Raw genomic sequence first — 26,693 nt, forward strand, 5'->3', positions numbered from 1 at the left:
TATGGAGTAGCATGGTCCTCGGTTCTGATGCTTCGCCCCTGATCTTTGTAGGAGCGAGGCTTGCCCGCGAATCGACGCACCGCGGTGTGTCAGGCAAGATGCCTTCGCGGGCAAGCCTCGCTCCTACAGGGTTGTGTTGATTCCCGATAAGGAAAAGGCCATGTCTTTTGCGGTGATTCAAATGGTCAGCCAGAGCGATGTGCTGGCCAACCTGACTCGGGCTCGCCATCTGCTCGAAGGGGCAGCGGCCGGTGGCGCGCAGCTGGCGGTGTTGCCGGAAAACTTCGCCGCCATGGGCCGTCGCGACATTGCCGACATCGGCCGCGCCGAGGCGTTGGGTGAAGGTCCGATCCTGCCGTGGTTGAAACAGACCGCCCGCGACCTCAAGTTATGGATAGTGGCTGGCACGTTGCCGTTGCCGCCGGTGGACCATCCGACGTCCAAGGCGCATGCCTGCTCGTTGCTGGTCAATGATCAGGGCGAAACGGTGGCGCGCTACGACAAGCTGCACCTGTTCGACGTGGACGTGGCGGACACCCGCGGGCGTTATCGCGAATCCGATGACTATGCTTACGGCAGTGGTGTTGTGGTGGCGGACACGCCCGTCGGCCGGGTTGGCCTGACAGTGTGTTACGACCTGCGTTTCCCGGAGTTGTACAGCGAATTGCGGGCTGCGGGCGCGCAATTGATTACCGCGCCGTCGGCATTTACCGCGGTGACCGGCGCGGCGCATTGGGATGTGCTGATTCGCGCACGGGCCATCGAGACTCAATGTTATGTGCTCGCGGCCGCCCAGGGTGGGACGCATCCGGGACCAAGGGAAACCTGGGGTCACGCGGCGATCGTCGACCCTTGGGGGCGCGTGTTGGCACAACAGGATCAAGGCGAGGCCGTGCTGCTGGCCGAACGCGATAGCAACGAACAGGCGTCCATCAGGGCGCGAATGCCGGTGTCCAGTCACCGGCGCTTTTTCTCGCAGGGCGCACAGCGACCTGCCCGGAACGACGAATTTAAGGCGTAAACATATGAGCGAGTTGTTGTCCTCCGTCAGTGAACACCTCCTGGCGCCCGGTGGCGTAACGATTGAGAGCCTGCAAGGTGTGCTCGGCGATCTGGCCGGTCCGGGCATCGATGCCGCGGATCTGTATTTTCAGGGGCAGATTTCCGAGTCCTGGGCGCTGGAAGACGGGATCGTCAAGGAAGGCAGCTTCAACCTCGACCAAGGCGTCGGCGTGCGTGCGCAATCGGGTGAAAAAACTGGTTTCGCCTACAGCAATGCCATCACCCTCGAAGCCCTCGGCGCTGCAGCCCGCGCCGCGCGTTCGATCTCCCGAGCCGGGCAGAATGGCACGGTGCAGGCGTTCACCACGGCGGACGTCGCCCAGTTGTACGGGCCGGACAACCCGCTGGAAGTGATGAGCCGCGCGGAAAAAGTCGAACTGCTCAAACGTATTGACGTCGCGACTCGCGCCCTCGATCCGCGTATCCAGCAAGTCACCGTGAGCATGGCCGGCGTCTGGGAGCGCATTCTTGTCGCTTCGACCGACGGCAGCCTGGCCGCCGATGTGCGGCCGCTGGTGCGCTTCAACGTCAGCGTGATCGTCGAGCAAAACGGTCGCCGCGAGCGCGGTGGTCATGGCGGTGGCGGTCGTACCGATTACCGCTATTTCCTCAGCGATGACCGCGCCATGGGCTACGCCCGTGAAGCGCTGCGTCAGGCGCTGGTCAACCTGGAAGCCATTCCTGCGCCGGCCGGTACGTTGCCAGTGGTGTTGGGTTCGGGCTGGTCCGGCGTGCTGCTGCACGAAGCAGTCGGCCACGGTCTGGAAGGTGATTTCAACCGCAAGGGCAGTTCGGCCTACAGTGGGCGCATGGGCGAGATGGTTGCGTCCAAGCTCTGCACCATCGTCGATGACGGCACGCTGGCCGGTCGTCGCGGTTCCCTGAGCGTCGACGACGAAGGCACCCCGACCGAGTGCACCACGCTGATCGAAAACGGCGTGCTCAAGGGGTACATGCAGGACAAGCTCAACGCACGCCTGATGGGCGTGGCCCGCACCGGCAACGGTCGCCGTGAATCCTATGCGCATTTGCCGATGCCGCGCATGACCAACACCTACATGCTGGCGGGCGAAAGCGACCCGGAAGAAATCATCAAGTCGGTCAAGCGCGGCATCTATTGCGCCAACCTCGGCGGCGGGCAGGTGGACATCACCAGCGGCAAGTTTGTGTTCTCCACCAGCGAGGCGTACCTGATCGAAGACGGCAAAATCACCGCCCCGGTCAAAGGCGCGACGTTGATCGGCAACGGCCCGGAAGCCATGAGCAAGGTGTCGATGGTCGGTAACGATCTGGCGCTGGACAGTGGCGTGGGGACGTGTGGCAAGGATGGGCAGTCGGTGCCGGTGGGTGTCGGCCAGCCAACGCTGAAAATCGATGCGATCACTGTGGGTGGCACAGGATCGTAAAAAGATGGAGCTTCGGGTGAGCCGCTTGGCGACTCACCCGATTCGAGATTTAACGCAGACCGCGTTGAGTCTCGTCCAGCTCACGGATGTACTTGAAGATTTTACGGCTCGATGCCGGTGGCTTGTTGGTCGCCAGTTCGTGCTGGGCCTGACGGATCAGGGAGCGCAACTGCTGACGATCAGCCTCCGGGTAGTCGAGCACGAACTTCTCCAGGACCGCATCGTCGCCCGCGATCAAGCGATCGCGCCAGCGTTCCAGGCCATGGAAACGTTCGTTGTACTGCCGGGTGGAGGCATCGAGTTGATCGAGCAGCATCAAAATGGCGTCAGTGTCCTGATCGCGCATCAGTTTGCCGATGAACATAAGGTGCCGTTTACGCGCGATGTTCGCGGTGTGCTTGGGCGCATCAGCCAGTGCCCGGCGCATAGCGTCGGTCAACGGCAGTTTTGCCAGCAAGTCAGGCTTGAGCGTTGTAAGGCGCTCGCCGAGGTCAACCAGAGCATGAAGCTCACGTTTAACCTGGGATTTGCTTTTTTCTCCCGTATCGAGGGAGTCGTCGTAAGAATCAACCATGGTGGCCGTCCGCAAAGAAACGCCGCCATGATAACCAGTCGGGGGCCGCTTGTCCGGCCCGGTCGCTCGAAGGCCCCAGCCGAAAGCAGAATTTGAGTGGAGAACAGCATGAGTGCAGTTGAAAGCGTCGGCCCACAAGCGTTGCCGGCACTGCAAGAACAAGTCGAGCAGATCATCGCTGAAGCCAAGCGTCAGGGGGCCAGTGCCTGTGAGGTCGCTGTATCCCTGGAGCAGGGCCTGTCCACCTCGGTGCGCCAGCGTGAAGTCGAAACCGTCGAATTCAATCGTGACCAAGGCTTTGGCATCACCTTGTACGTCGGTCAGCGCAAAGGCTCGGCCAGCACCTCGGCCAGTGGTCCTGAAGCGATTCGTGAAACCGTCGCGGCGGCGTTGGCCATCGCCAAGCACACTTCCGAAGACGAAGCTTCCGGCCTGGCAGATGCCGCGCTGATGGCCAGGGATCTGCAAGATTTCGACCTGTTCCATGAATGGGACATCACCCCAGAGCAAGCCATTGAGCAGGCGCTGACCTGTGAAGCCGCGGCATTTGCTGCCGACAGCCGGATCAAGAACGCCGACGGCACCACCCTCAGCACCCATCAAGGCTGCCGCGTTTACGGCAACAGTCACGGTTTTATCGGCGGCTATGCGTCGACCCGTCACAGCCTGAGTTGCGTGATGATCGCCGAGGCCGATGGCCAGATGCAGCGCGATTACTGGTACGACGTGAACCGTCAGGGCAACTTGTTGGCCGACCCGGTGAGCATCGGTCAACGTGCCGCGCAACGTGCCGCGAGCCGGTTGGGCGCGCGTCCGGTACCGACCTGCGAAGTGCCGGTGCTGTTTTCTGCGGAATTGGCAGGTGGCTTGTTCGGCAGCTTCCTCTCGGCGATTTCCGGCGGCAGCCTCTATCGCAAATCGTCTTTCCTTGAAGGCACGCTGGGTCAGAAATTGTTCCCGGAATGGCTGACCATCGATGAGCGTCCGCACTTGATGCGCGCCATGGGCAGTTCGGCGTTCGACGGTGATGGCTTGGCAACTTACGCCAAACCGTTCGTCGAGAAAGGCGAGTTGGTGTCCTACATCCTTGGCACTTACTCCGGCCGCAAGTTGGGCATGCCGAGCACCGCCAACGCGGGTGGCGTGCACAACCTGTTCGTCACCCATGGTGATGAAGATCAGGCCGCCTTGCTGCGCCGTATGGGGCGTGGCTTGCTGGTTACCGAGCTGATGGGCCAGGGGCTGAATATGGTCACCGGTGATTATTCCCGGGGCGCGGCGGGTTACTGGGTCGAGAATGGCGAAATCCAGTTCGCGGTCCAGGAAGTGACCATCGCCGGCAACATGCGCGACATGTTCAAGCAGATCGTTGCCGTCGGTAATGACCTGGAATTGCGCAGTAACATTCGCACCGGTTCGGTGTTGATTGAGCGGATGACGGTAGCCGGCAGCTAACGCTTAGCCGTTACACAAAAAGGCGCACCACCCATCGTTGGGTGGCGCGCCTTTTTTGTGCGTTGGTTTTCTCGGGGTTGTTTTGGTTCTCATTATCATCTAATAATAAATCTCATTACCGAATGAGCCCGGATCATGAGTTCTGCCTTGCACGAGCAGCCTTACCTCGAAAGCTGGCGCTGGATGAGTCGCCAGATCCGTTGCGCGATGGACCCTGACGAGCCTCGCCTGATCGAACATTACCTGGCCGAAGGTCGGTATCTCGCCTGTTGCACGGCAACGTCTCCCTGGACCATCGCCGAAACATCTTTCCGCCTGTTACTCGACACCGCCGCCGAAGTCGCGCTGCCCTGGCACTGGCGCACCTTATGTCTGGACCAGGCCTGGCGGCCGTTGCGCGATCTGGAACGCCTCTCATTGTGCAAATGCCGCCTCAAGCGCTGGCAAAGCTACACCTGGCAACTGGCGACCTGCGAGTTGCAGCCCTCGATTCCTCTCATAGAACTGGCGCAAGGATTTTCTGATGAACAAGACTCGTATTGAGCGCGACAGCATGGGCGAGCTTCAAGTCCCGGTGGATGCGCTCTATGGCGCGCAGACCCAGCGTGCGGTGGATAACTTCCCGATCAGCGGCAAACCGATGCCCGTGCAGTTCATCCGTGCGTTGATCCTGGCCAAGGCCGCCGCCGCCCAGGCCAACGTCGAGCTCAAGCAAATCAGTGAATCCCAGGGCAAAGCCATCGTCGATGCGGCACTGGGGCTGCTTCAGGGCGACTTCATGCAGCACTTCCCGGTGGACATCTTCCAGACCGGCTCCGGCACCAGTTCCAACATGAATGCCAACGAAGTGATTGCCACCCTGGCCAGCCGCCTGCTCGGCGAGCCGGTGAATCCTAACGACCACGTGAATTGCGGTCAAAGCAGCAACGACATCATTCCAACCACCATCCATGTCAGCGCTGCACTTGCCTTGCATGAACAACTGCTGCCGGCGCTGGTGCGGCTGGTGCAGGTGATCGAACGTAAGGCTGAAGAGGTTCACCACCACGTCAAAACCGGTCGCACACACCTGATGGATGCCATGCCGGTGCGCATGAGCCAGGTGCTCAATGGGTGGGCGCAACAGCTCAAGGCCAACATCGGTCATTTGCAGGACCTGCTGCCGAGCCTGCAATCCCTGGCCCAGGGCGGCACGGCGGTCGGCACCGGGGTCAATGCACATCCGCAATTCGCAGCGCGTTTCAGCCAACAGCTGAGCGAGCTGACCCACGTTCAGTTCACGCCGGGCAAGGATCTGTTTGCGCTGATCGGCTCACAGGACACTGCGGTGGCGGTCTCCGGGCAGCTAAAAGCGACAGCGGTTTCGTTGATGAAAATCGCCAACGACCTGCGCTGGATGAACTCCGGTCCGCTGGCCGGCCTCGGCGAAATCGAACTCGAAGCCTTGCAGCCGGGCTCTTCGATCATGCCCGGCAAGGTCAACCCGGTGATCCCGGAAGCCACCGCCATGGTCGCCGCCCAGGTGATCGGCAATGACACGGTCATCACCATCGCCGGTCAGTCGGGCAATTTCGAGCTGAACGTGATGCTGCCGATCATCGCCCAGAACCTGCTGAGCAGCATCGAATTGCTGGCCAACGCCAGCCATCTGCTGGGTGAGAAGGCCATCGCCAGCTTCAAGGTCAACGAATCGCGAATCAAAGAGGCGCTGTCGCGCATCCCGATTCTGGTGACCGCACTCAACCCGATCATTGGGTACCAAAAAGCCGCTGAAATCGCCAAGAAGGCCTATCAGCAAGGGCGGCCGGTGATCGATGTCGCCCTGGAACACACCGACCTCACGCGCAGCCAACTGGAAGAATTACTCAACCCAGAGAAGCTCACCGCAGGCGGCGTGTAATCACCGCTACCGCTTTGGAGGCTCACCATGGAGCACTGGAAACGCACGATCGAAAGGGCCAATCGCCATTTCATGCTGGGTGAATTGGTCGATGCCCGCGAGGTTTACTTGCAGGCCCTGGCCCTGGCCCAGGTGTTGTTCGAGCGCTGGGCGGATGCCGACGAAGCGGTGGCGGCCTGCGTGATTTCCCACCACAACCTGGCGGACCTGCATTTGCGTCTGAACCAGCCGGAGGAGAGCGCCGAATACTTGTGCGCGATCCATCAGCGGTTGTTGCAAACCATGCAGGACCCGCGCCTGGCCCCGGCACTGCGTGAAGCCGCGCTGCGCCAAAGCAGCAAAACCTATGTCGAACTGCTGAATTTCATCAGCGAACACGGCGAATATCCGCGCACCCACCGTTTGCTGCGCACCGATACCGCATCGCCTGCGCCTATACATCATGGAGTCCATTGAAATGGCTTTTACCTTGCCTGCCCTGCCTTACGCTTACGATGCCCTGGAACCGCATATCGATGGGCAGACCATGGAGATTCACTACACCAAGCACCACCAGACCTACATCAATAACCTCAACGCCGCGGTCGAAGGCACCGAATTTGCCGAGTGGTCGGTGGAAAAACTGGTAGCCAGTGTCCAGCAGCTGCCGGAAAAACTCCGCGCGGCGGTGATCAATCAGGGTGGCGGCCACGCCAACCATTCGCTGTTCTGGGAAGTGATGGCGCCTCACGGTGGCGGCAAACCCGAAGGTGCGCTGGCCAAGGCGATTGATGAGCAACTGGGTGGCCTGAACAGTTTCATGGAAGCCTTCACCAAGGCCGCGCTGACCCGCTTCGGCAGTGGCTGGGCCTGGCTCAGCGTTACGCCGCAAAAGACTCTGATTGTGGAAAGTAGCGGCAACCAGGACAGCCCGTTGATGAACGGCAATACGCCGATCCTCGGCCTGGATGTCTGGGAGCACGCTTACTACCTGCAATATCAGAATCGTCGTCCGGAATACATCAATGCGTTCTACAACGTTATCAATTGGCCTGAAGTCGCTGCGCGTTATCAGGCTGCGCTGGTTTAAGTCCTCTATAAAAACAATTCAAGGCTGACTATGGGCACTGAAACACTGGCGATTGGCAGCGGACGAATGTTTCGTTACGCGTTGGGATCGCTGTTGCTGCTGGCGGGCATGTCGTTGTTGGTCGCCCATGGACTGGCGTGGCTGGATCTCGAACCCAAACTCTTGCGCGCACTGCAGGGCGGGGCGATTTGTGCTCTGGGCACTGCGTTGGGCGCGGTTCCGGTGCTGGTGATTCGCCGCATGCCGCAGGCGGTCAGCGATACGTTTCTGGGTTTCGGTGCCGGGGTGATGCTCGCGGCGACGGCGTTTTCGCTGATCGTTCCGGGGATTTCCGCTGCTGAAAGCCTGGGGCTGACACCCTGGGCGGCCAGCGGCTTGATCAGCTTCGGCATCATGCTCGGCGCGTTCGGGCTGTTTCTGGTGGACCGTAAGGTGTCGGGCGCCTCGCCGGAAATGCTCGTCGGAACCCTGGAGCGGCCGGTCATCCCGCCACGGATCTGGTTGTTTGTGTTTGCCATCATTGCCCACAACATTCCTGAAGGCATGGCGGTCGGTGTTTCGGCCGGTGGTGGAATGCCCGATGCTGACAGCTTGGCCATGGGCATCGCGTTGCAGGATGTGCCGGAAGGGCTAGTGATCGCGCTGGTATTGGCAGGGGCGGGGATGTCGCGGGTCAAGGCATTCCTGATCGGTGCAGCATCAGGTCTTGTGGAGCCGGTCTTCGCGTTGTTGTGCGCCTGGCTGGTGAGCCTGGCCGAATTGCTGTTGCCGTTAGGGTTGGCGTTGGCGGCGGGTGCGATGTTGCTGGTGGTCACCCATGAAGTCATCCCAGAGTCGCGGCGCAATGGTCACGACAAGCTTGCGAGTCTAGGCTTGTTGATCGGGTTTTGCTTGATGATGGTGATGGATACGGCGCTCGCCTAGGCGAGTGCTTAACCGCCTTCGCCAAAGTAGTCGTTGATCAGATCCACCAACGCCTTCAAGGCCTCGTCAGCCTGTTCACCTTCGGTACTCAGGTGGATTTTTGTTCCCTTACCGGCAGCGAGCATCATCATGGCCATGATGCTTTTGCCGTCTACCATGGACTCGGGAGTACGTCCGACCCGGATCGTGCAATCCTTGAACTCACCGGCAACGCCAACGAATTTTGCCGAAGCGCGGGCATGCAGGCCCAGCTTGTTGATGATTTCGATTTCCAGAGCAGGCATCGCGATGTGAATCCTTTAGCTGAGGTCGCGGTGGCGAACCTGGACGTTCTTCAGGGATTGTTGCAGGACCTGGCCCAGACGTTCGGTCAGGTAGACGGAGCGGTGATGCCCGCCGGTGCAGCCAATGGCAATGGTGACATAAGCCCGGTTGCTGGCGGCAAAGCGCGGCAACCACTTGAGCAGGTACGTGGAGATGTCCTGGAACATCTCTTCGACGTCCGGTTGTGCCGCCAGGTATTCGGCCACCGGTTGATCAAGACCGGATTGGTCGCGCAATTCCGGCTTCCAGTAAGGGTTGGGCAGGCAGCGCACGTCGAACACCAGGTCCGCATCTACCGGCATGCCCCGCTTGAATCCGAAAGATTCCACCAGGAACGCAGTGCCGGCTTCCGGCTGGTTCAGCAGGCGCAGCTTGATGGTATCGCGCAGCTGATAAAGGTTCAGGTTGGTGGTGTTCACCTTGAGGTCTGCCAGATCGGCGATCGGGCCCAGCAGATTACTTTCGTCCTGAATCGCCTCGGCCAGCGAGCGATTGGCGTTGCTCAGTGGGTGGCGGCGGCGGGTTTCCGAAAAGCGTTTGAGCAACGTTTCTTCGTCGGCGTCCAGATACAGCACGTCACACTTGATATGCCGACTGCGGACTTCTTCGAGCAATTCCGGAAACCGCGACAGGTGACTCGGCAGGTTGCGCGCATCGATGGATACAGCAACCAGCGGTTGAGCGAGCTCGGTATGAATTAGCGCGCGCTCGGCCAGTTCCGGCAGCAATCCGGCCGGGAGGTTATCGATGCAGTAGTAGCCGTTGTCCTCGAGAACATCGAGTGCGGTACTTTTACCTGAGCCGGAACGGCCACTGACGATGATCAGGCGCATGATTAATGACCGTTTTGCTCGTCCAGGACAACCTGATACAAGGCTTCATTGCTCGAGGCGCTGCGCAGTTTTTCGCGGACTTCCTTTCGATCGAGCATGCTGGCGATCTGGCGAAGTAGTTCCAGGTGGGCATCGGTAGCGGCTTCCGGGACCAGCAGAACGAACAGCAGGTCAACCGGGGCGCCGTCGATGGCGTCGAAATCGATGGGGGCGTCGAGGTGCATCAGTGCGCTGACAGGCGACGTACAACCTTTCAGACGGCAGTGGGGAATGGCGATGCCGTTACCAAAACCGGTCGAGCCGAGTTTTTCACGGGCAATCAGAGCCTCGAAGACATCTTGCATCTCCAGATCCGGGACTTCTTTATGGATAAGGTTGGCAATTTGCTCGAGGGCTTTCTTTTTGCTGCCGCCCGGCACGTTCACGAGGGAACGGCCGGGGGTCAGGATGCTTTCAAGTCGGATCATGGGTAGGGAGTGTTAACGACCGGTCGCGCCCTGAAGGAGGCTTTGGGTCTTTTCCTTATGCTTTTTGAGTTGTTTATCCAGCTTGTCGGTCAGTAAGTCGATCGCCGCGTACATATCTGTATGTTCCGCGTTTGCGACGACCTCACTGCCGGGAATATGCAGCGTGGCTTCGATTTTCTGCTTCAGCTTTTCGACGCACATCGTGACTTGCACGTTGGTGATCTTGTCGAAATGCCTCTCTAATCGTTGGAGTTTTTCGCCGATGTAGGTGCGAAGAGGTTCGGTCACTTCCAGTTGGTGTCCACTGATGTTGACTTGCATACAGCTTCTCCTTCGTTGCCAGTGCATAAAGCGGTAGATCAGATGATCTACCACTGGAACGCTGTGGCGTGGCTCTACATCAACCGCTTGCGTTCGCTCGAAGGCGCGATCCCGAGGGATTCGCGGTACTTGGCGACGGTGCGGCGAGCCACCTGAATGCCTTGTGCCTCCAGTAAACCAGCGATCTTGCTGTCACTCAACGGCTTTTTCTGATTTTCCGCAGCAACCAGTTTTTTGATGATCGCGCGGATCGCTGTGGACGAGCATTCGCCGCCTTCGGAGGTGCTGACGTGGCTGGAGAAAAAGTATTTCAGTTCATATATGCCCCGAGGGGTATGCATGAACTTCTGCGTGGTCACCCTTGAAATCGTCGACTCGTGCATCCCCACCGCTTCGGCGATGTCATGCAGCACCAGCGGTTTCATCGCTTCGTCGCCATACTCCAGGAAGCCGCGCTGATGCTCGACGATCTGGGTGGCCACTTTCATCAGGGTTTCGTTGCGACTTTGTAGGCTTTTGATGAACCAGCGGGCTTCTTGCAGCTGGTTGCGCATGAAGGTGTTATCGGCGCTGGTGTCGGCGCGGCGGACAAAACCGGCGTATTGGGCGTTGACCCGCAGCCGTGGCACTGATTCCTGGTTCAGCTCGACCAGCCAGCGCTCATTGTCCTTGCGCACGATCACGTCAGGGACAACATACTCGGCTTCACTGGACTCGATCTGTGAGCCCGGGCGCGGGTTGAGGCTCTGCACCAGCTCGATGACCTGGCGCAGTTCATCTTCCTTGAGCTTCATGCGACGCATCAGCTGGCTGTAATCACGGCTGCCGAGCAGGTCGATGTAGTCGGTGACCAGGCGTTTCGCTTCGGCCAGCCAAGGCGTCTTGGCAGGCAGTTGGCGCAATTGCAGCAGCAGGCATTCGCCCAGGTTGCGGGCGCCAATGCCGGCCGGTTCGAATTGCTGGATGCGGTGCAGGACGGCTTCGATTTCGTCCAGTTCGATGTCTAGTTCCGGATCGAAGGCCTCGAGAATTTCCTCGAGGGTTTCGTCCAGGTAGCCCTGATTGTTGATGCAGTCGATCAGGGTCACGGCGATCAGGCGATCGGTGTCGGACATCGGTGCCAGGTTCAGTTGCCACAACAAATGGCTTTGCAGGCTTTCACCGGCGGATGTGCGGGTGGTGAAATCCCACTCGTCGTCATCGTTGCTCGGCAGGCTGCTGGCGCTGGTCTGGTAGACGTCTTCCCACGCGGTATCGACGGGAAGCTCGTTGGGAATGCGCTCGTTCCAGTCGCCTTCCTCGAGGTTATCCACCGTCGGGGCGGTTTCCTGGTAGGAGGGTTCCGAAATGTCGGCGTTGGGGAGCTGCTCGGCTTTGTCGGCCAAGGGGTCGGCGTTATCGAAGTCGTCGCCTTCTTCCTGGCGTTCGAGCATCGGATTGGACTCCAGGGCCTCCTGGATTTCCTGTTGCAGGTCCAGGGTCGACAATTGGAGCAGGCGGATGGCCTGTTGCAGCTGCGGTGTCATCGTCAGCTGCTGGCCCATTCTCAAGACTAGCGATGGTTTCATGGCAGGGGCTTAACACCTTATTCGCCGGCGCACATGCGCCATCCACTACAGGGCGCCGGAGCGCCAAACATAAGCAAATTATATGCCCGAAACTGCAGCGTTTGCCTAGAGCGCTGTAACAATAAAAAAGTATTGATTTTTTATCGAGGCAAGCGCCCGGACAACCAGCCAGACACCTCAACGCTTACAGGCGGAACTCATGGCCCAGATACACTTCCTTGACCAGTTCGTTGGCCAGGATGGTGGCGGAGTCACCTTCGGCGATCAGTTGGCCATCGTTGACGATGTAGGCGGTTTCGCAGATATCCAGTGTTTCACGGACGTTGTGGTCAGTGATCAGCACGCCAATGCCTTTGGCCTTGAGGTGGTAGATGATCTGTTTGATGTCGCCCACCGAAATCGGGTCCACACCGGCGAATGGTTCGTCGAGGAGGATGAATTTCGGGTTGGTGGCCAGTGCCCGGGCGATTTCCACCCGGCGACGTTCACCGCCGGACAAGCTCATGCCGAGGTTGTCGCGGATGTGGCTGATGTGGAATTCCTGCAGCAGGCTTTCCAGCTCTTTGCGACGCTCGGCCTTGTCGAGTTCCTTGCGGGTCTCGAGGATGGCCATGATGTTATCGGCCACCGATAGTTTGCGGAAGATCGACGCTTCTTGCGGAAGATAGCCGATACCAGCCTTTGCGCGACCGTGCATCGGCTGGTGGCTGACGTCCAGATCGTCGATCAGTACGCGACCCTGATCGGCCTGCACCAGGCCAACGATCATGTAGAAACAGGTGGTCTTGCCGGCGCCGTTGGGACCCAACAGGCCGACGATCTGACCGCTGTCGATGGACAGGCTGACGTCACGCACGACCTGGCGGCTCTTGTAGCTCTTGGCCAGATGCTGAGCTTTCAGAGTTGCCATTACGGGGCCTTTTTCGCGTCGTTTTTCGGCTTGGGCTGGATCACCATATCAATACGAGGACGCGCCTCGGTGACCTTGCTGCCCGTCGCACGCCCGGCGCTCGCCAGCTTTTTCTCGGTGTCGTAGACGATTTTCTCGCCTTGGGTGACGTTGTTGTCCTTGTCGACAACTTTTGCCTTGTCGATCAGCACGACGCGGTTTTGCGAGGCGTGGTACTGGATAGTTACACCCCAACCCTGAACAGGCTTGGTGTCGCCCGCCGTTTGCAGTTGCTCGAAGTAGGCGAGGTTGCCCACCGAGGTCACCACATCGATGTCGCCAGCCGGGGTACGGGTGATGGTCACTGTATTGCCGGTGACCTTCATCGTGCCCTGAGTAATGATCACGTCACCTTTATAGGTGGCAACGCCATTCTTGTCGTCCAGTTGGGCGTCGTCGGCCTGAATGCGGATAGGCTGCTCTTGATCGTTCGGCAGAGCCCAGGCGCTCACGCTTCCCAGTGCTGCGCCCAGACTGAGCAAAATAGGGAGAGTTTTAACGAGCCTCATACTGTCCTCTTACGTTCGATAGCAGGTGTATCCTGCTTTCTTTCAAATACGCTTTCATTCCGTTGCCTGTCGATACACCGCCAGCGCCGTCGATTCTAACGGGTTGATCGGTCTGCGCATATTGCTGCTGCGGGAACACCGTCATTCGGGTGGTGGTAATCAGGGTTTTGCGGTTTTTCTCGTCGAAACGGGTGATGCGCACCGAGTCGATCAGCTCAACCTGAGTACCGTCCGGGTTGACTTCGCCGTGCTCACTCTGGATGTGCCACGGGAACTGCGTACCGCGAAACATGTTCAGGTCAGGGTTGGTCAGCAACGTCACCTCGCTCGCTTTCAGGTGTTCGACCTTGTCGGACGTCATTTCGTACTGCAATTTGCCGTCCGGCAGGTACTGCACGCTGTGGGCGTTGAAGGCGTAATAGTCGATCGCGCTTTCATCGACCGTGACCACCGGTTTGTCGAGGAAGCGTTCCGGGCTGATGTTCCAGTAGCCGACCGCGGCGAACAGCGCCGCGATGCAACCGAACAACAGGATGTTACGAATCTTTTTGCTCAGCATAGTGGGCTCACAGGTACGCGGCGTTGGCCGCATCGAGGCGGCCCTGGGCGCGCAGGATCAATTCACAGAATTCGCGAGCGGCACCTTCGCCACCACGGGCCAGGGTGATGCCATGGGCGTGTTCACGCACGAAGCTGGCAGCGTTTGCTACCGCCATGCCCAGGCCCACGCGACGAATCACCGGCAGGTCCGGCAAATCGTCGCCCAGATAGGCGACCTGTTCATAGCTTAGGTTGAGTTGAGCCAGAAGCTCGTCGAGCACCACCAGTTTGTCTTCGCGCCCCTGGTAAACGTGTGGAATGCCGAGGTTTTTCGCTCGACGTTCGACCACCGGGGTCTTGCGGCCGCTGATGATAGCGGTCTGCACGCCGGCTGCCATCAACATCTTGATGCCTTGGCCGTCGAGGGTGTTGAACGTCTTGAATTCACTGCCGTCTTCAAGGAAGTACAGGCGCCCGTCGGTCAGCACGCCATCGACGTCGAACACCGCGAGTTTGATCTGTTTGCCGCGTTGCAGCAGGTCCGTGCTCATTACATTACTCCCGCACGCAGCAAGTCGTGCATGTTCAAGGCGCCGACCGGGCGGTCTTCGCTGTCGACCACGACCAGCGCGTTGATCTTGTGGTCTTCCATGATTTTCAGGGCTTCGGCGGCGAGCATCTCGGCGCGAGCGGTCTTGCCGTGCGCGGTCATGACCTGATCGATGGTGGCGCTGTGGATGTCGATGCTGCGGTCCAGTGTGCGGCGCAAATCACCGTCGGTGAAGATCCCGGCCAGTTTGCCATCGGCTTCCAGGATCACGGTCATGCCCAGGCCCTTGCGGGTCATTTCCATCAGCGCATCCTTGAGCAGCGTGCCGCGCTGAACCTGCGGCAGCTCCTGGCCGGCGTGCATGACGTTTTCGACTTTCAGCAACAGGCGTCGGCCCAGCGCGCCGCCGGGATGGGAAAAGGCGAAGTCTTCAGCGGTAAAGCCCCGGGCTTCCAGCAGCGCAACGGCCAGGGCATCGCCCATGACCAGCGCGGCGGTGGTCGACGAGGTCGGCGCCAGGTTCAGCGGGCAGGCTTCGTGCTCGACGTGAACGTTGAGGTTGACCTCGGCAGCCTTGGCCAGCGGCGAGTCCGGGTTGCCGGTCACGCTGATCAATTTGATCCCCAGACGTTTGATCAGGGGCAGCAGGGTGACGATTTCATTGGTGGAACCGGAGTTCGACAGCGCCAGGATGATGTCGTCGCGGGTGATCATGCCCATGTCGCCGTGGCTGGCTTCGGCCGGGTGCACGAAAAAGGCCGTGGTGCCGGTGCTGGCCAGGGTGGCGGCGATCTTGTTGCCGATGTGCCCCGATTTGCCCATGCCGACCACGACCACGCGGCCTTTGCTGTCCAGAATCATCTCGCAAGCGCGTACAAAATCTGCGTCGATATGGGGCAGCAAGCCTTGTACGGCTTCCAGTTCGAGGCGGATGGTGCGTTGTGCAGATTGAATCAGGTCGCTGGATTGGCTCATGTCAGAAATCGTATAGCCTGATGAAAAGGCGGCGATTATAGCGGTAATGATCAAAACCCTCACGCAAGTTCGTCACGCTTTGTCATTCCCGGTTACCGAATCCCCTCTGAACAAGGCTTTTTGCCTGTCAAGTTGCTGAACATGGGCCGGCGTGGGCCTTGGGCGCTTGGCCTTTGCAGTGATATAGTTCGCCGCCAGTTCGGCCTGCCCGGGGAGGTATGTGCTTTCGTCAGAGAGCCAGGCGTCCGAGTGTGAGGCTGCATCGCAAGGAGTTTAGATGAGTGCCGATAACGCCTACGCGGTCGAGCTGAAGGGACTGTCCTTCAAGCGCGGTGCGCGCAGCATTTTCAATAACGTCGATATCCGTATCCCGCGCGGCAAGGTCACCGGCATCATGGGGCCTTCCGGGTGTGGCAAGACCACGCTGTTGCGGTTGATGGGCGCACAGTTGCGGCCCACCAAGGGCGAAGTCTGGGTCAATGGCCAGAACCTGCCAAAGCTGTCGCGCAGCGATCTGTTCGATGCGCGCAAGCACATGGGCGTGCTGTTCCAGAGCGGCGCGCTGTTTACCGACCTCGACGTGTTCGAGAACGTCGCCTTCCCGCTGCGCGTTCATACCGAGCTGCCGGAAGAAATGATCCGTGACATCGTCCTGCTCAAATTGCAGGCCGTGGGGTTGCGTGGGGCCATCGACCTGATGCCCGACGAACTGTCCGGCGGCATGAAGCGCCGTGTCGCGCTGGCGCGGGCGATTGCCCTCGATCCGCAGATCCTCATGTATGACGAACCCTTTGTCGGCCAGGACCCTATCGCCATGGGCGTGTTGGTGCGCCTGATCCGCTTGCTCAACGATGCGCTGGGCATCACCAGTATCGTGGTCTCCCACGATCTGGCCGAGACCGCCAGCATCGCCGACTACATCTATGTGGTGGGCGACGGCCAGGTCTTGGGGCAGGGCACTCCCGAGGAGCTGATGAACTCGCAGGAACCGCGTATTCGTCAATTCATGACCGGCGATCCCGACGGTCCGGTCGCCTACCACTTTCCAGCGACGGATTACCGCGCAGATCTTCTGGGGAAGCGTTGATGCGCAAGATTTCACTGTTGGAACGCGTGCGTCGATTCGGCCACGGCGGCATCGATGTGCTGGCGGTGTTCGGTCGTTCGGCGATTTTCCTGTTTCATGCCTTGCTCGGTCGCGGTGGTATCGGCGGCGGCTTTGGCCTGCTGATCAAGCAACTGCATTCGGTGGGCGTGATGTCCCTGGTGATCATTGTGGTCTCCGGGGTGTTCATCGGCATGGTGCTGGCGCTGCAAGGCTTCAACATCCTGTCCAGCTACGGTTCGGAGCAGGCGGTCGGGCAGATGGTTGCGCTGACGCTGTTGCGTGAACTTGGCCCCGTGGTCACGGCATTGCTGTTCGCCGGGCGTGCAGGTTCGGCGCTGACCGCCGAGATCGGCAACATGAAGTCCACCGAACAGTTGTCCAGCCTGGAAATGATTGGGGTCGACCCGCTCAAGTACATCATTGCCCCGCGCCTGTGGGCCGGCTTCATTTCCCTGCCAGTGCTGGCGATGATTTTCAGCGTGGTGGGTATCTGGGGCGGTTCGTGGGTGGCCGTCGACTGGCTGGGTGTCTATGAAGGTTCCTACTGGTCCAACATGCAGAACAGCGTGACGTTCACGGATGATGTCCTCAACGGCATCATCAAGAGCATCGTCTTCGCCTTTGTCGTGACCTGGATCGCCGTATTCCAAGGCTATGACTGCGAGCCCACTTCCGAGGGGATCAGTCGTGCCACTACCAAAACCGTGGTGTACGCCTCTTTGGCTGTGCTCGGCCTGGACTTTATTTTGACCGCCTTGATGTTTGGAGATTTCTGATGCAAAACCGCACCCTGGAAATCGGTGTCGGCCTTTTCTTGCTGGCTGGCATCCTGGCTTTGCTGTTGCTAGCGTTGCGGGTCAGTGGCCTGTCCCCAAGTGCCACCACCGATACTTATAAACTTTATGCGTATTTCGACAATATCGCCGGTTTGACGGTCAGAGCTAAAGTGACCATGGCCGGTGTGACCATCGGCAAGGTCACGGCGATCGATCTGGACCGCGACAGTTTCACCGGTCGAGTGACGATGCAGCTGGAAAAGCGCGTAGATAACCTGCCGACTGACTCCACTGCATCTATCCTGACTGCTGGCCTGTTGGGCGAGAAGTACATTGGTATCAGCGTGGGCGGCGAAGAAAGCTTGCTCAAGGATGGTGGAACCATTCACGACACTCAGTCGTCGCTGGTGCTCGAGGACCTGATCGGTAAATTCCTGCTCAATACCGTTAGCAAAGACGCCAAATGAGGAGCTTTTGAATGATCTCTACCTTGCGACGTGGCCTGTTGGTATTACTCGCGGCCCTGCCGTTGATGGCTAACGCCGTGGCGGCGCCTTCCGCGCATGATCTTGTACAGGACACCACCACTCGGATGCTGGCCGATCTTTCGGCCAACAAAGAGAAGTACAAGCAGGATCCGCAAGACTTTTACACGGCGCTGAACACCATCGTCGGACCTGTTGTGGATGCCGAAGGCATCTCCAAAAGCATCATGACGGTCAAATACTCGCGCAAAGCCACGCCGGCGCAGATGAAGACTTTTGAAGAAAACTTCAAAAGGGGCCTGTTCCAGTTCTATGGCAACGCCTTGCTCGAGTACAACAATCAGGGCATCACCGTCGATCCAGCCAAGGATGAGTCGGGCGACCGCACCAGCGTTGGCATGACGGTCAAAGGCTCCAACGGCGCGATCTATCCCGTGTCGTACACGCTCGAGAAGATCAGTGGCGAGTGGAAACTGCGCAACGTGATCATCAACGGCATCAACATCGGCAAGCTGTTCCGCGATCAGTTCGCCGATGCGATGCAGCGCAATGGCAATGACCTGGACAAGACCATCAACGGTTGGGCCGGGGAAGTCGCCAAGGCCAAGGAAAAAACCGCCGACGCCACCGAGAAGTCTGCCCAATGAGTGTGTCGGCCATTCGCATGAGCGAAACCGGCGAGCTGCGACTGAGCGGCATGCTGGATTACCGCACCGGCCCTGGCCTGCGCAAGCAGGGGCAGGCGTTGATCAAGTCCAGCAAGGCCGCCGAACTGGTGGTTGATTGTTCGGCAGTGTTGAAGTCCAGCAGCGTAGGCTTGTCCCTGCTGCTGTGCTTCATGCGTGATGCAGAGGCGGCCGGCAAGGCGCTGAGCATCCGCGGGATGCCAGAAGACATGCGTGAAATCGCTCAGGTCAGCGAATTGACCGAGCTGTTGGCGCATCCCTAACCAGCATCTATAAAGAAGCCCCCCGTCAGAGTCCTGCTTCGCGGGGTTCGCAGGCGCGGGGCTTTTTTGTATGATGTCCGACCCGCGCGCACAGGGCGCCGATTGAGGTTGAGCATGCAGGCCGTAGAAGTGAAGAGCTTCCTTGAAGGAAAGCTGCCCGGAACGTTGGTAGAAGTTGAGGGCGAAGGCTGCAATTTCCAGCTGAACGTGATTAGCGATGAACTGGCGGCGTTGAGCCCGGTGAAGCGTCAGCAGCAGATCTATGCCCATTTGAACCCATGGATCACCGATGGCAGCATCCATGCGGTCACTATGAAATTTTTCAGCAGCGCGGCCTGGGCCGAGCGCACCTGAGCCCAAGGGCGTCGAGATTCTTATGGATAAATTGATTATTACTGGCGGCGTTCGTCTTGATGGCGAAATCCGCATCTCCGGGGCGAAGAACTCTGCCCTGCCGATTCTGGCTGCAACCCTGCTGTGCGATGGCCCGGTAACGGTTGCCAACCTGCCGCACCTGCACGACATCACCACCATGATCGAGCTGTTCGGCCGCATGGGCATTGAGCCGGTGATCGACGAGAAGCTCAGCGTCGAAATCGACCCGCGCACCATCAAGACCCTGATCGCACCGTATGAGCTGGTGAAAACCATGCGTGCATCGATCCTGGTGCTGGGCCCGATGGTTGCTCGTTTCGGTGAGGCCGAAGTCGCCCTGCCTGGCGGTTGCGCCATTGGCTCGCGTCCGGTTGACCTGCACATCCGTGGTCTCGAAGCCATGGGCGCGGTCATCGACGTCGAAGGCGGCTACATCAAGGCCAAGGCGCCAGAAGGCGGCTTGCGCGGTGCGCACTTCTTCTTCGACACCGTCAGCGTGACCGGTACCGAAAACATCATGATGGCCGCCGCTCTGGCCAAGGGCCGCAGCGTGTTGCAGAACGCCGCTCGCGAACCTGAAGTCATCGACCTGGCGAACTTCCTGATCGCCATGGGTGCCAAGATCACTGGCGCTGGCACCGACACTATCACCATCGATGGCGTTGAGCGTCTGCACCCGACCACCTACAAAGTGATGCCTGACCGTATCGAAACCGGCACCTACCTGGTGGCGGCAGCCGTGACCGGCGGTCGTGTGAAGGTCAAGGACACTGATCCGACCATCCTCGAAGCCGTTCTTGAGAAACTCAAGGAGTCGGGCGCGGAAATCACCTGCGGCGAAGACTGGATCGAGCTGAACATGCACGGCAAGCGGCCAAAAGCCGTCAATGTGCGCACTGCTCCGTATCCGGCGTTCCCGACCGACATGCAGGCGCAGTTCATCTCCCTCAACGCCATTGCCGAAGGCACCGGTGCCGTGATCGAGACGATCTTCGAAAACCGCTTCATGCACGTGTACGAACTGCACCGCATGGGCGCCAAGATCCAGGTCGAAGGCAACACCGCCATCGTCACCGGCACCGAGAAGCTCAAGGGCGCGCCAGTCATGGCCACCGACCTGCGTGCTTCGGCCAGCTTGGTGATCTCGGCACTGATTGCCGAAGGCGACACCCTGATCGATCGCATCTACCACATCGACCGTGGTTACGAGTGCATCGAAGAGAAACTGCAGATGCTCGGCGCCAAGATCCGCCGCGTACCGGGCTAGTTTCTGCTGCATGGGCATAAGGACATGCCCGTTGAATTGTTGAAGTCGAGCCGGTTTCCGGCTCGATGTGTGTCCGGCGCCGTTTGCGACCGGGCATGAGTACCTTGATAAGGACTGACGTTTCCCATGTTGACCATCGCACTGTCCAAGGGCCGCATCCTTGACGACACCCTGCCGCTTCTGGCTGAAGCGGGCATCGTGCCGACCGAGAATCCGGACAAGAGCCGCAAGCTGATCATTCCCACGACCCAGGCCGACGTGCGTCTGCTGATCGTGCGCGCCACCGATGTGCCGACCTACGTCGAGCATGGTGCCGCGGACCTGGGCGTCGCCGGTAAAGATGTGTTGATGGAATACGGTGGCCAGGGTCTGTACGAGCCTTTGGACCTGCGAATTGCCCTCTGCAAGCTGATGACCGCCGGTCGTGTCGGCGACGTCGAGCCCAAGGGCCGCCTGCGAGTGGCGACCAAGTTCGTCAACGTTGCCAAGCGTTACTACGCCGAGCAGGGCCGTCAGGTCGACATCATCAAGCTCTACGGCTCGATGGAACTGGCGCCGCTGATCGGTCTGGCGGACAAGATCATCGACGTGGTCGACACCGGCAACACCCTGCGCGCCAATGGCCTGGAACCCCAGGATTTCATTGCCGACATCAGCTCCCGGCTGATCGTCAACAAAGCTTCGATGAAAATGCAGCACGCCCGTATCCAGGCGTTGATCGACACCCTGCGCAAGGCAGTGGAGTCTCGACACCGCGGCTGATTCACCAGCGCGACGTTAAGTCGCGCCCGTCTATCCGCCTCATAGCCAGAATTCTCAGGTGCCCAAGCGGATCGGCTGCTAGCTTACGGCACCTGAGTTTTTTGCCAATCCTATGAGGCTCTCGCTATGACCGCACCGACTGCAATTCGCCGACTCAACGCTGCTGACCCGGATTTCGCGCATCATCTGGATCATCTGCTGAGCTGGGAAAGTGTGTCTGACGACTCGGTCAATCAGCGAGTGCTGGACATCATCAAAGCCGTGCGCGAGCGTGGCGATGCGGCGCTGGTGGAATTCACCCAGAAGTTCGACGGCCTGCAGGTCGCGTCCATGGCGGACCTGATCTTGCCTCGTGAGCGCCTGGAACTGGCCCTGACCCGAATCACCGTGGCGCAGCGTGAAGCGCTGGAAAAAGCCGCGTCCCGGGTACGCAGCTACCACGAGAAACAGAAACAGGATTCCTGGAGCTACACCGAAGCCGACGGCACCGTGCTGGGCCAGAAAGTTACGCCGCTGGATCGCGCCGGCCTGTATGTACCGGGCGGCAAAGCGTCTTATCCGTCCTCGGTACTGATGAACGCGATTCCGGCCAAGGTCGCCGGCGTGACCGAAGTGGTCATGGTGGTGCCGACCCCACGCGGTGAAATCAACGAGCTGGTGCTGGCCGCGGCGTGCATCGCCGGAGTTGACCGCGTTTTCACCATTGGCGGCGCGCAAGCGGTTGCCGCATTGGCTTACGGTACCGAAAGCGTGCCGAAGGTCGACAAGGTGGTTGGCCCGGGCAATATCTATGTCGCCACCGCCAAGCGCCACGTGTTCGGCCAGGTCGGCATCGACATGATCGCCGGCCCGTCGGAAATCCTCGTGGTGTGCGACGGCCAGACCGATCCGGACTGGATTGCCATGGACCTGTTCTCCCAGGCCGAGCACGACGAAGACGCCCAGGCGATTCTGGTCAGCCCGGACGCCGAGTTCCTCGACAAGGTCGCGGCTAGCATCGCCAAACTGCTGCCGACCATGGAACGTGCCGAGATCATCGAAACCTCGATCAATGGCCGTGGTGCGTTGATTAAGGTTCGCGACATGGAACAAGCCATCGAAGTGGCCAACCGTATTGCGCCGGAGCACCTGGAGTTGTCGGTCGCCGATCCGCAAGCCTGGCTGCCGCTGATCCGTCACGCCGGCGCGATCTTCATGGGCCGGCACACTTCCGAAGCCCTGGGTGATTACTGCGCAGGTCCCAACCACGTGTTGCCGACCTCCGGCACCGCGCGGTTTTCTTCGCCGCTGGGTGTGTACGACTTCCAGAAACGCTCGTCGATCATCTTCTGCTCCGAGCAGGGTGCGTCCGAACTGGGCAAGACCGCTTCCGTGCTGGCCCGTGGCGAGTCGCTGACTGCCCACGCCCGCAGCGCCGAATACCGCATCGCTGACGAGCAAAAGGGGAACTGAACATGAGTAAATTCTGGAGCCCGTTCGTCAAGGATCTGGTGCCTTACGTGCCGGGCGAGCAGCCGAAACTGGCGAAACTGGTGAAGCTCAACACCAACGAAAACCCTTACGGCCCATCGCCAAAAGCCCTGGCGGCGATGCAGACCGAACTGAACGACAATCTGCGCCTGTACCCAGACCCGAACAGCGATCTGCTGAAAAACGCCGTGGCTACGTATTACGGCGTGCGGGCCAATCAGGTGTTCCTCGGCAACGGTTCCGATGAAGTCCTGGCGCACATCTTCCACGGCTTGCTGCAACACGACAAAGCGGTGCTGTTCCCGGACATCAGCTACAGCTTCTATCCGGTGTACTGCGGTTTGTATGGCATCAAGTTCGACGCGGTGCCGCTGGACGAGCAGTTCCAGATCAGCCCGGCGGACTACGCCAGGCCGAACGGCGGGGTCATTTTCCCGAACCCGAATGCCCCGACCGGTTGCCTGCTGGCGCTGGACGCGGTGGAGCAAATCCTCAAGGCCAGCCCGGATTCGGTGGTCGTAGTGGATGAGGCTTACATCGACTTTGGCGGCGAGACGGCGATCACTTTGGTGGACCGCTATCCGAACCTGCTGGTGACTCAGACCTTGTCCAAGTCTCGCTCGCTGGCAGGTCTGCGGGTGGGCCTGGCGGTGGGGCACCCGGATTTGATCGAGGCGCTGGAGCGGATCAAGAACAGCTTCAACTCCTATCCGCTGGATCGCCTGGCGAATGTCGGGGCAGCGGCGGCGTTCGAGGATCGCGAGTACTTCGACAAGACCTGCCAGTTGGTCATCGAGCATCGTGAGTGGGTGGTTGCGCAACTCGAAGCGAAGGGCTTTGAGGTGTTGCCATCGGCGGCGAATTTCATTTTTGCGCGTCATCCAAAGCACGATGCGGCCGGGCTGGCAGCGAAGTTGCGCGAGCAAGGCGTGATCGTCCGGCACTTCAAGCAGGAGCGGATTGCGCAGTTCTTGCGGATATCGATTGGTACGCCGGAACAGAATCAGGCACTGATCGACGGCCTCGGCGACCTCTGATCCAGCGCTGATCCCGTCGGAGCGAGGCTTGCCCGCGAAGAGTGATGACACGGTTTACCTGTTACACCGAGTTATCGTTCTTCGCGGGCAAGTCGGACCGCCGCACCGCACGCTCCTACAAGGTTTTCTGGGTTACTCGTGATGCGGTTCACCGAGGAACGTCAGCGAACTGAACACCCCGCGCGTCGCGACATCCGGATTGTCCTTCAACACAATCTCCATCTGCGCCGAAATCACATTCAACCCTTCATTGCGCACCACCACCTGCGCGCGTCCATCCTTATCCGTCTCGGTGCTCAACGTATTCGGCGCACTGCGATAGTCACCCGTCAACTTCACCCCCGCCGCCGGTTTCCCATCCAGTAGCACCCGCACTGGCAGCGACTTGCCCGGTCCGACCGTCAGCGGATCAACCTCCGGCAGAATCAGCAGTTTCATCTGATCAAGCTTCGGCAACTTCGCTCCTGGTTGATAAATCGCCAGGCTGTATTTGAAGGTCTGCGTCGACTCGATGGCCCCTGGCACTTTGCTGCGTCCTTCGTTGATCCATTTTTTATCCGCCGTCTGCGACCACATGCCGTTGTCCAGCGCCACCGCCATCACGGCGGGCGGCTTCAACGGTTGCAGACGTGCGTGATCGGCCAGGCGCTGTACGGTCACCGGGATCAGTTTGCCGTTGACGTCATAGGCCCAGGCGCCGCTGATTTTTTGTGCCTTGAAGGCATTGTCTTCGGCGCCGTGGCCGTAAATCACTTCGATGTTGCCGCGACGTTGTTCGGTCCAGAGACCATGGGCCGACACCTGGCCGGTAAACAACAGGCCGAGCAGCAGGCTGAGCAGTGCGGGTTTGAGGTGTTGCATGGGAACTTCCTTTTACAGATTGAGTGTGAGGCTGACGGTGAAATTGCGCGGCTCGCCGGGGTTGACCCAGTAATTGCTGTACGAGCGCTCGTAGTATTTCTCGTCGAAAAGGTTGTTCAGGTTCAGGCCGACAGTGACGTTTTCGCTGGCCTTGTAATGGGCCAGCAGGTCGACGGTGTGGTAAGCCGGCAGCTCGAAATCGCTGCCGGATTCGCCTGAGCGATCGCCGACGTAAGTGAACGCCGCGCCGACGTCGGAACCGCGCAAACGGCCATCCTGAAACTCATAAACGCCCAGCAGACTGCCACTGCGCTTGGCGACGCCGAGGATTCGGCTGCCGGTGGGAATTACCTTGTCGCCCTCGGTGACCTCGGCGTCGATGTAGGCGAAGGCACCGATCACCCGCACGGCGTCGGTCACTTGCCCGGTGACTTGCAGGTCAAATCCCTGGCTGCGGGCCTTGCCCATGGAGCGGCTGGTGTCTGTGCCCGGGTCGAGCGCCAGGACGTTTTCTTTTTCGATATGGAAGGCGGCAAGGGTGGTGCTCAAACGGTCGTCGAACAGCTCGCTCTTGATCCCGACTTCGTAACCGACGCCTTCTTCCGGATCGAAGGATTGGCCGCCAGCGTCCAGGCCGTTGTTCGGTTTGAACGAGGTGGAGGCGTTGGCGAACAGCCCGACTTCGGGTGTCAGCTGATAAAGCAGACCCGCCCGTTGGGTGAAGGCGTCGTGACTCTGGCGGCTGGTGGCGCCGCGGCTGTGATCGTCGATGCTTTGCTCGAAGTGTTCGAAGCGTACACCGAGCATGCCGCGCAGTTTGTCGGTGAAGACAATCTGGTCCTGCAGGTTCAGCGCCCGGCTTTCGACGTGTTCAAAAAGGTCGGTGCCGGAGCGCTTGCCGTTGGGTTTTGGCTGACCGTAGACGGGGTGATAAATGTCGATGGCGTAAGGACCGCCGGCAATGGTCGTGACCCGTTCGTTCTTGCGGAAGTTTTCATACTCGCTGCCAATCAGCAGTTCGTGCTGCCAACTACCGAGGTCGAACAGACCGCGCAATTCGAGTTGGGTGATGCTGTCGTGCCAGTTTGTGTCGCGCTCGCGATAACGCCGATTCACTGTGTGGCCGTCGGCATTCAGCGGGCGACTTTCGGAAGCGTAGCCCCAGAGTTTGCCTTCCTTGTAATGGCTGGCCAGGCGCAGCTTCCAGCTGTCATTGAGATGATGTTCGAGCGAGGCTTGCAGCAGATTGTTGTGGTTGTCGATGTTGCCGTCATTGGGTTCGCCAAGGAACGTCGAACGGGAAACGCCACTCCATTTGTTGTTCGGCGCGACGATGCCGCGATCGAACGTGGAGCTGTGACGGACGAATTCGCTTTCCACCAAGAGGCTGGTGTCCGGGTTCAGTTGCCAACTGAAGGAGGGGGCGACAAACACTCGTTGGCTGTCGACGTGATCGCGGAAGCTGTGATTGTCCTCGACGGCCAGGTTGATTCGCGACAGCACGTTGGCGTCGTTATCCAGCGGCGTGTTGACGTCGAGCGCCGTGCGATAGCGATCCCAACTGCCGGCGCTGGTTTGCAGGGTGGTGAGCGCTTCGGGCTGGGGTTTCTTGGTGACGATGTTTACCGTGCCGCCTGGATCGCCGCGCCCGTAGAGACTGGCGGCGGGTCCTTTGAGCACTTCGATGCGCTCGATGTTGGCGACGTCCGGGGTGCTCGGATAGCCCCGGTTGGCGCTGAAACCGTCCTTGTAGAATTCTGATGTGGTGAAGCCACGCACGCTGTATTCGTAAAGCGTCAGGCCGCCGAAGTTGTTTTGCTTCGACACGCCGCCGGCAAAATCCAGGGCGCGCTCGACACTGGTGCTGCCCAGGTCATTGAGCACACTGACGGGAATCACGCTGATGGATTGCGGGATGTCGCGGATCGCGGTATCGGTTTTGGTCGCGCTGGAAGACCGCGTGGCGCGGTAGCCCCGGACCGGGCCGGTGGGCGATTCGTAGTCGGAGGTGACGCTGATGGCGTCCAGTTCGAGGGTGCCGGGCTCTTCGGCGAAGACCGGCTCCCCCAGCAGGCCGAGGGCAAGACTTGCCACAGAAGCCATTGTTCGAGACGACATGTTATGTTGTTCCAATTGAGATACTGAAACAATATAACATGCCTAATGAGAATGTCTGC

Annotated in this window: 31 protein-coding genes; 18 read left to right on the forward strand and 13 right to left on the reverse strand. The window is 59.7% G+C overall.

Features of this window, described 5'->3' with window-relative positions; all coding sequences use genetic code 11:
• The first annotated feature begins 160 nt into the window (after nt 1-160).
• Together ACA075_RS04270 and tldD are read left to right on the forward strand one after the other, a co-directional pair.
• Nucleotides 161-1,021, forward strand: coding sequence for a carbon-nitrogen hydrolase family protein (locus ACA075_RS04270; protein WP_497297415.1), 861 nt, complete (start codon nt 161-163; stop codon nt 1,019-1,021).
• Between the two features lie 4 nt (nt 1,022-1,025).
• On the forward strand, nt 1,026-2,468 hold the full coding sequence (tldD, locus tag ACA075_RS04275) for a metalloprotease TldD (RefSeq protein ID WP_497297416.1): 1,443 nt from the start codon (nt 1,026-1,028) through the stop codon (nt 2,466-2,468).
• A 49-nt stretch (nt 2,469-2,517) separates the two neighbouring features.
• Here the strand turns inward: tldD and yjgA are convergent, their stop codons facing one another.
• Nucleotides 2,518-3,042 (reverse strand): ribosome biogenesis factor YjgA, encoded by a 525-nt coding sequence (gene yjgA / locus ACA075_RS04280; protein WP_054049927.1) that lies wholly within the window; start codon nt 3,040-3,042, stop codon nt 2,518-2,520.
• A gap of 108 nt (nt 3,043-3,150) precedes the next feature.
• Here yjgA and pmbA point away from each other — a divergent pair, with 108 nt between their 5' ends.
• The 6 genes from pmbA (at nt 3,151) to ACA075_RS04310 (ending at nt 8,390) form a co-directional block, all read left to right on the forward strand.
• Nucleotides 3,151-4,497 carry a metalloprotease PmbA gene (pmbA, locus tag ACA075_RS04285; protein ID WP_010463346.1) on the forward strand — a complete coding sequence of 449 codons (1,347 nt, stop codon included), beginning with the start codon at nt 3,151-3,153 and terminating at the stop codon, nt 4,495-4,497.
• A 135-nt stretch (nt 4,498-4,632) separates the two neighbouring features.
• Entirely contained in the window at nt 4,633-5,040 is a 408-nt protein-coding gene (locus tag ACA075_RS04290; protein ID WP_497297417.1) for a FagA protein, read from the forward strand.
• Nucleotides 5,021-6,397 (forward strand): class II fumarate hydratase, encoded by a 1,377-nt coding sequence (locus tag ACA075_RS04295; protein ID WP_497297418.1) that lies wholly within the window; start codon nt 5,021-5,023, stop codon nt 6,395-6,397. Before ACA075_RS04290 ends, ACA075_RS04295 begins: the two co-directional genes overlap by 20 nt.
• A gap of 27 nt (nt 6,398-6,424) precedes the next feature.
• The gene (locus ACA075_RS04300) at nt 6,425-6,853 is read left to right on the forward strand and encodes a DUF2753 family protein (RefSeq protein ID WP_497297419.1); all 429 of its coding nucleotides are present in this window, start codon (nt 6,425-6,427) and stop codon (nt 6,851-6,853) included.
• A 1-nt stretch (nt 6,854) separates the two neighbouring features.
• A complete protein-coding gene (locus tag ACA075_RS04305; RefSeq protein WP_497297420.1) occupies nt 6,855-7,466 on the forward strand; it encodes a superoxide dismutase in 612 nt (203 codons plus the stop codon).
• Nucleotides 7,467-7,496: 30 nt separating this feature from the next.
• Entirely contained in the window at nt 7,497-8,390 is an 894-nt protein-coding gene (locus ACA075_RS04310; RefSeq protein ID WP_497297421.1) for a ZIP family metal transporter, read from the forward strand.
• 8 nt (nt 8,391-8,398) lie between these two features.
• Here the strand turns inward: ACA075_RS04310 and ACA075_RS04315 are convergent, their stop codons facing one another.
• From ACA075_RS04315 to ACA075_RS04360, 10 genes are all read right to left on the reverse strand, one after another.
• Complete coding sequence (locus ACA075_RS04315) at nt 8,399-8,674, reverse strand: HPr family phosphocarrier protein (protein WP_219095722.1); 276 nt, start codon at nt 8,672-8,674, stop codon at nt 8,399-8,401.
• A 15-nt stretch (nt 8,675-8,689) separates the two neighbouring features.
• Complete coding sequence (gene rapZ / locus ACA075_RS04320) at nt 8,690-9,547, reverse strand: RNase adapter RapZ (RefSeq protein WP_497297422.1); 858 nt, start codon at nt 9,545-9,547, stop codon at nt 8,690-8,692.
• 2 nt (nt 9,548-9,549) lie between these two features.
• Nucleotides 9,550-10,014 carry a PTS IIA-like nitrogen regulatory protein PtsN gene (gene ptsN / locus ACA075_RS04325; protein WP_497297424.1) on the reverse strand — a complete coding sequence of 155 codons (465 nt, stop codon included), beginning with the start codon at nt 10,012-10,014 and terminating at the stop codon, nt 9,550-9,552.
• 12 nt (nt 10,015-10,026) lie between these two features.
• A complete protein-coding gene (gene hpf, locus ACA075_RS04330; protein ID WP_497297425.1) occupies nt 10,027-10,335 on the reverse strand; it encodes a ribosome hibernation-promoting factor, HPF/YfiA family in 309 nt (102 codons plus the stop codon).
• Nucleotides 10,336-10,409: 74 nt separating this feature from the next.
• Complete coding sequence (locus ACA075_RS04335) at nt 10,410-11,903, reverse strand: RNA polymerase factor sigma-54 (RefSeq protein ID WP_010463324.1); 1,494 nt, start codon at nt 11,901-11,903, stop codon at nt 10,410-10,412.
• Between the two features lie 184 nt (nt 11,904-12,087).
• On the reverse strand, nt 12,088-12,813 hold the full coding sequence (lptB, locus tag ACA075_RS04340) for an LPS export ABC transporter ATP-binding protein (RefSeq protein ID WP_010463322.1): 726 nt from the start codon (nt 12,811-12,813) through the stop codon (nt 12,088-12,090).
• Nucleotides 12,813-13,361 carry a lipopolysaccharide transport periplasmic protein LptA gene (gene lptA / locus ACA075_RS04345; protein WP_497297426.1) on the reverse strand — a complete coding sequence of 183 codons (549 nt, stop codon included), beginning with the start codon at nt 13,359-13,361 and terminating at the stop codon, nt 12,813-12,815. Before lptA ends, lptB begins: the two co-directional genes overlap by 1 nt.
• On the reverse strand, nt 13,348-13,920 hold the full coding sequence (gene lptC / locus ACA075_RS04350) for an LPS export ABC transporter periplasmic protein LptC (protein WP_497297427.1): 573 nt from the start codon (nt 13,918-13,920) through the stop codon (nt 13,348-13,350). Before lptC ends, lptA begins: the two co-directional genes overlap by 14 nt.
• 7 nt (nt 13,921-13,927) lie before the next feature.
• Nucleotides 13,928-14,452 carry a KdsC family phosphatase gene (locus tag ACA075_RS04355; RefSeq protein ID WP_109627988.1) on the reverse strand — a complete coding sequence of 175 codons (525 nt, stop codon included), beginning with the start codon at nt 14,450-14,452 and terminating at the stop codon, nt 13,928-13,930.
• Nucleotides 14,452-15,426, reverse strand: coding sequence for a KpsF/GutQ family sugar-phosphate isomerase (locus ACA075_RS04360; RefSeq protein ID WP_010463314.1), 975 nt, complete (start codon nt 15,424-15,426; stop codon nt 14,452-14,454). Before ACA075_RS04360 ends, ACA075_RS04355 begins: the two co-directional genes overlap by 1 nt.
• A 277-nt stretch (nt 15,427-15,703) precedes the next feature.
• On the opposite strand from ACA075_RS04360, the gene ACA075_RS04365 reads away from it, so the two are divergent.
• The 10 genes from ACA075_RS04365 (at nt 15,704) to hisC (ending at nt 23,655) form a co-directional block, all read left to right on the forward strand.
• On the forward strand, nt 15,704-16,513 hold the full coding sequence (locus tag ACA075_RS04365) for an ATP-binding cassette domain-containing protein (protein ID WP_131061203.1): 810 nt from the start codon (nt 15,704-15,706) through the stop codon (nt 16,511-16,513).
• Nucleotides 16,513-17,310, forward strand: coding sequence for a lipid asymmetry maintenance ABC transporter permease subunit MlaE (mlaE, locus tag ACA075_RS04370; protein WP_219095728.1), 798 nt, complete (start codon nt 16,513-16,515; stop codon nt 17,308-17,310). Before ACA075_RS04365 ends, mlaE begins: the two co-directional genes overlap by 1 nt.
• Complete coding sequence (gene mlaD, locus ACA075_RS04375; RefSeq protein WP_497297428.1) at nt 17,310-17,777, forward strand: outer membrane lipid asymmetry maintenance protein MlaD; 468 nt, start codon at nt 17,310-17,312, stop codon at nt 17,775-17,777. The genes mlaE and mlaD overlap by 1 nt, the downstream gene beginning before the upstream one ends.
• An 11-nt stretch (nt 17,778-17,788) precedes the next feature.
• The gene (locus ACA075_RS04380) at nt 17,789-18,442 is read left to right on the forward strand and encodes an MlaC/ttg2D family ABC transporter substrate-binding protein (RefSeq protein WP_497297429.1); all 654 of its coding nucleotides are present in this window, start codon (nt 17,789-17,791) and stop codon (nt 18,440-18,442) included.
• The gene (locus ACA075_RS04385) at nt 18,439-18,744 is read left to right on the forward strand and encodes an STAS domain-containing protein (protein WP_010463303.1); all 306 of its coding nucleotides are present in this window, start codon (nt 18,439-18,441) and stop codon (nt 18,742-18,744) included. Before ACA075_RS04380 ends, ACA075_RS04385 begins: the two co-directional genes overlap by 4 nt.
• A gap of 114 nt (nt 18,745-18,858) precedes the next feature.
• The gene (locus tag ACA075_RS04390; RefSeq protein ID WP_007912386.1) at nt 18,859-19,098 is read left to right on the forward strand and encodes a BolA family protein; all 240 of its coding nucleotides are present in this window, start codon (nt 18,859-18,861) and stop codon (nt 19,096-19,098) included.
• 22 nt (nt 19,099-19,120) lie between these two features.
• On the forward strand, nt 19,121-20,386 hold the full coding sequence (gene murA / locus ACA075_RS04395) for a UDP-N-acetylglucosamine 1-carboxyvinyltransferase (RefSeq protein ID WP_010463300.1): 1,266 nt from the start codon (nt 19,121-19,123) through the stop codon (nt 20,384-20,386).
• A 126-nt stretch (nt 20,387-20,512) separates the two neighbouring features.
• The gene (hisG, locus tag ACA075_RS04400) at nt 20,513-21,148 is read left to right on the forward strand and encodes an ATP phosphoribosyltransferase (protein WP_007901570.1); all 636 of its coding nucleotides are present in this window, start codon (nt 20,513-20,515) and stop codon (nt 21,146-21,148) included.
• Between the two features lie 126 nt (nt 21,149-21,274).
• Complete coding sequence (gene hisD, locus ACA075_RS04405; protein ID WP_497297431.1) at nt 21,275-22,600, forward strand: histidinol dehydrogenase; 1,326 nt, start codon at nt 21,275-21,277, stop codon at nt 22,598-22,600.
• A 2-nt stretch (nt 22,601-22,602) separates the two neighbouring features.
• The gene (gene hisC, locus ACA075_RS04410) at nt 22,603-23,655 is read left to right on the forward strand and encodes a histidinol-phosphate transaminase (RefSeq protein WP_497297432.1); all 1,053 of its coding nucleotides are present in this window, start codon (nt 22,603-22,605) and stop codon (nt 23,653-23,655) included.
• 132 nt (nt 23,656-23,787) lie between these two features.
• Here hisC and ACA075_RS04415 read toward each other — a convergent pair whose 3' ends face one another.
• Nucleotides 23,788-24,516, reverse strand: a complete 729-nt coding sequence (locus tag ACA075_RS04415) for a DUF4198 domain-containing protein (RefSeq protein WP_497297433.1) — start codon at nt 24,514-24,516, stop codon at nt 23,788-23,790.
• A gap of 12 nt (nt 24,517-24,528) precedes the next feature.
• Nucleotides 24,529-26,634 carry a TonB-dependent siderophore receptor gene (locus ACA075_RS04420; RefSeq protein ID WP_497297434.1) on the reverse strand — a complete coding sequence of 702 codons (2,106 nt, stop codon included), beginning with the start codon at nt 26,632-26,634 and terminating at the stop codon, nt 24,529-24,531.
• Nucleotides 26,635-26,693 lie beyond the last annotated feature (59 nt).

This window comes from Pseudomonas sp. LBUM1663 (assembly GCF_059695905.1).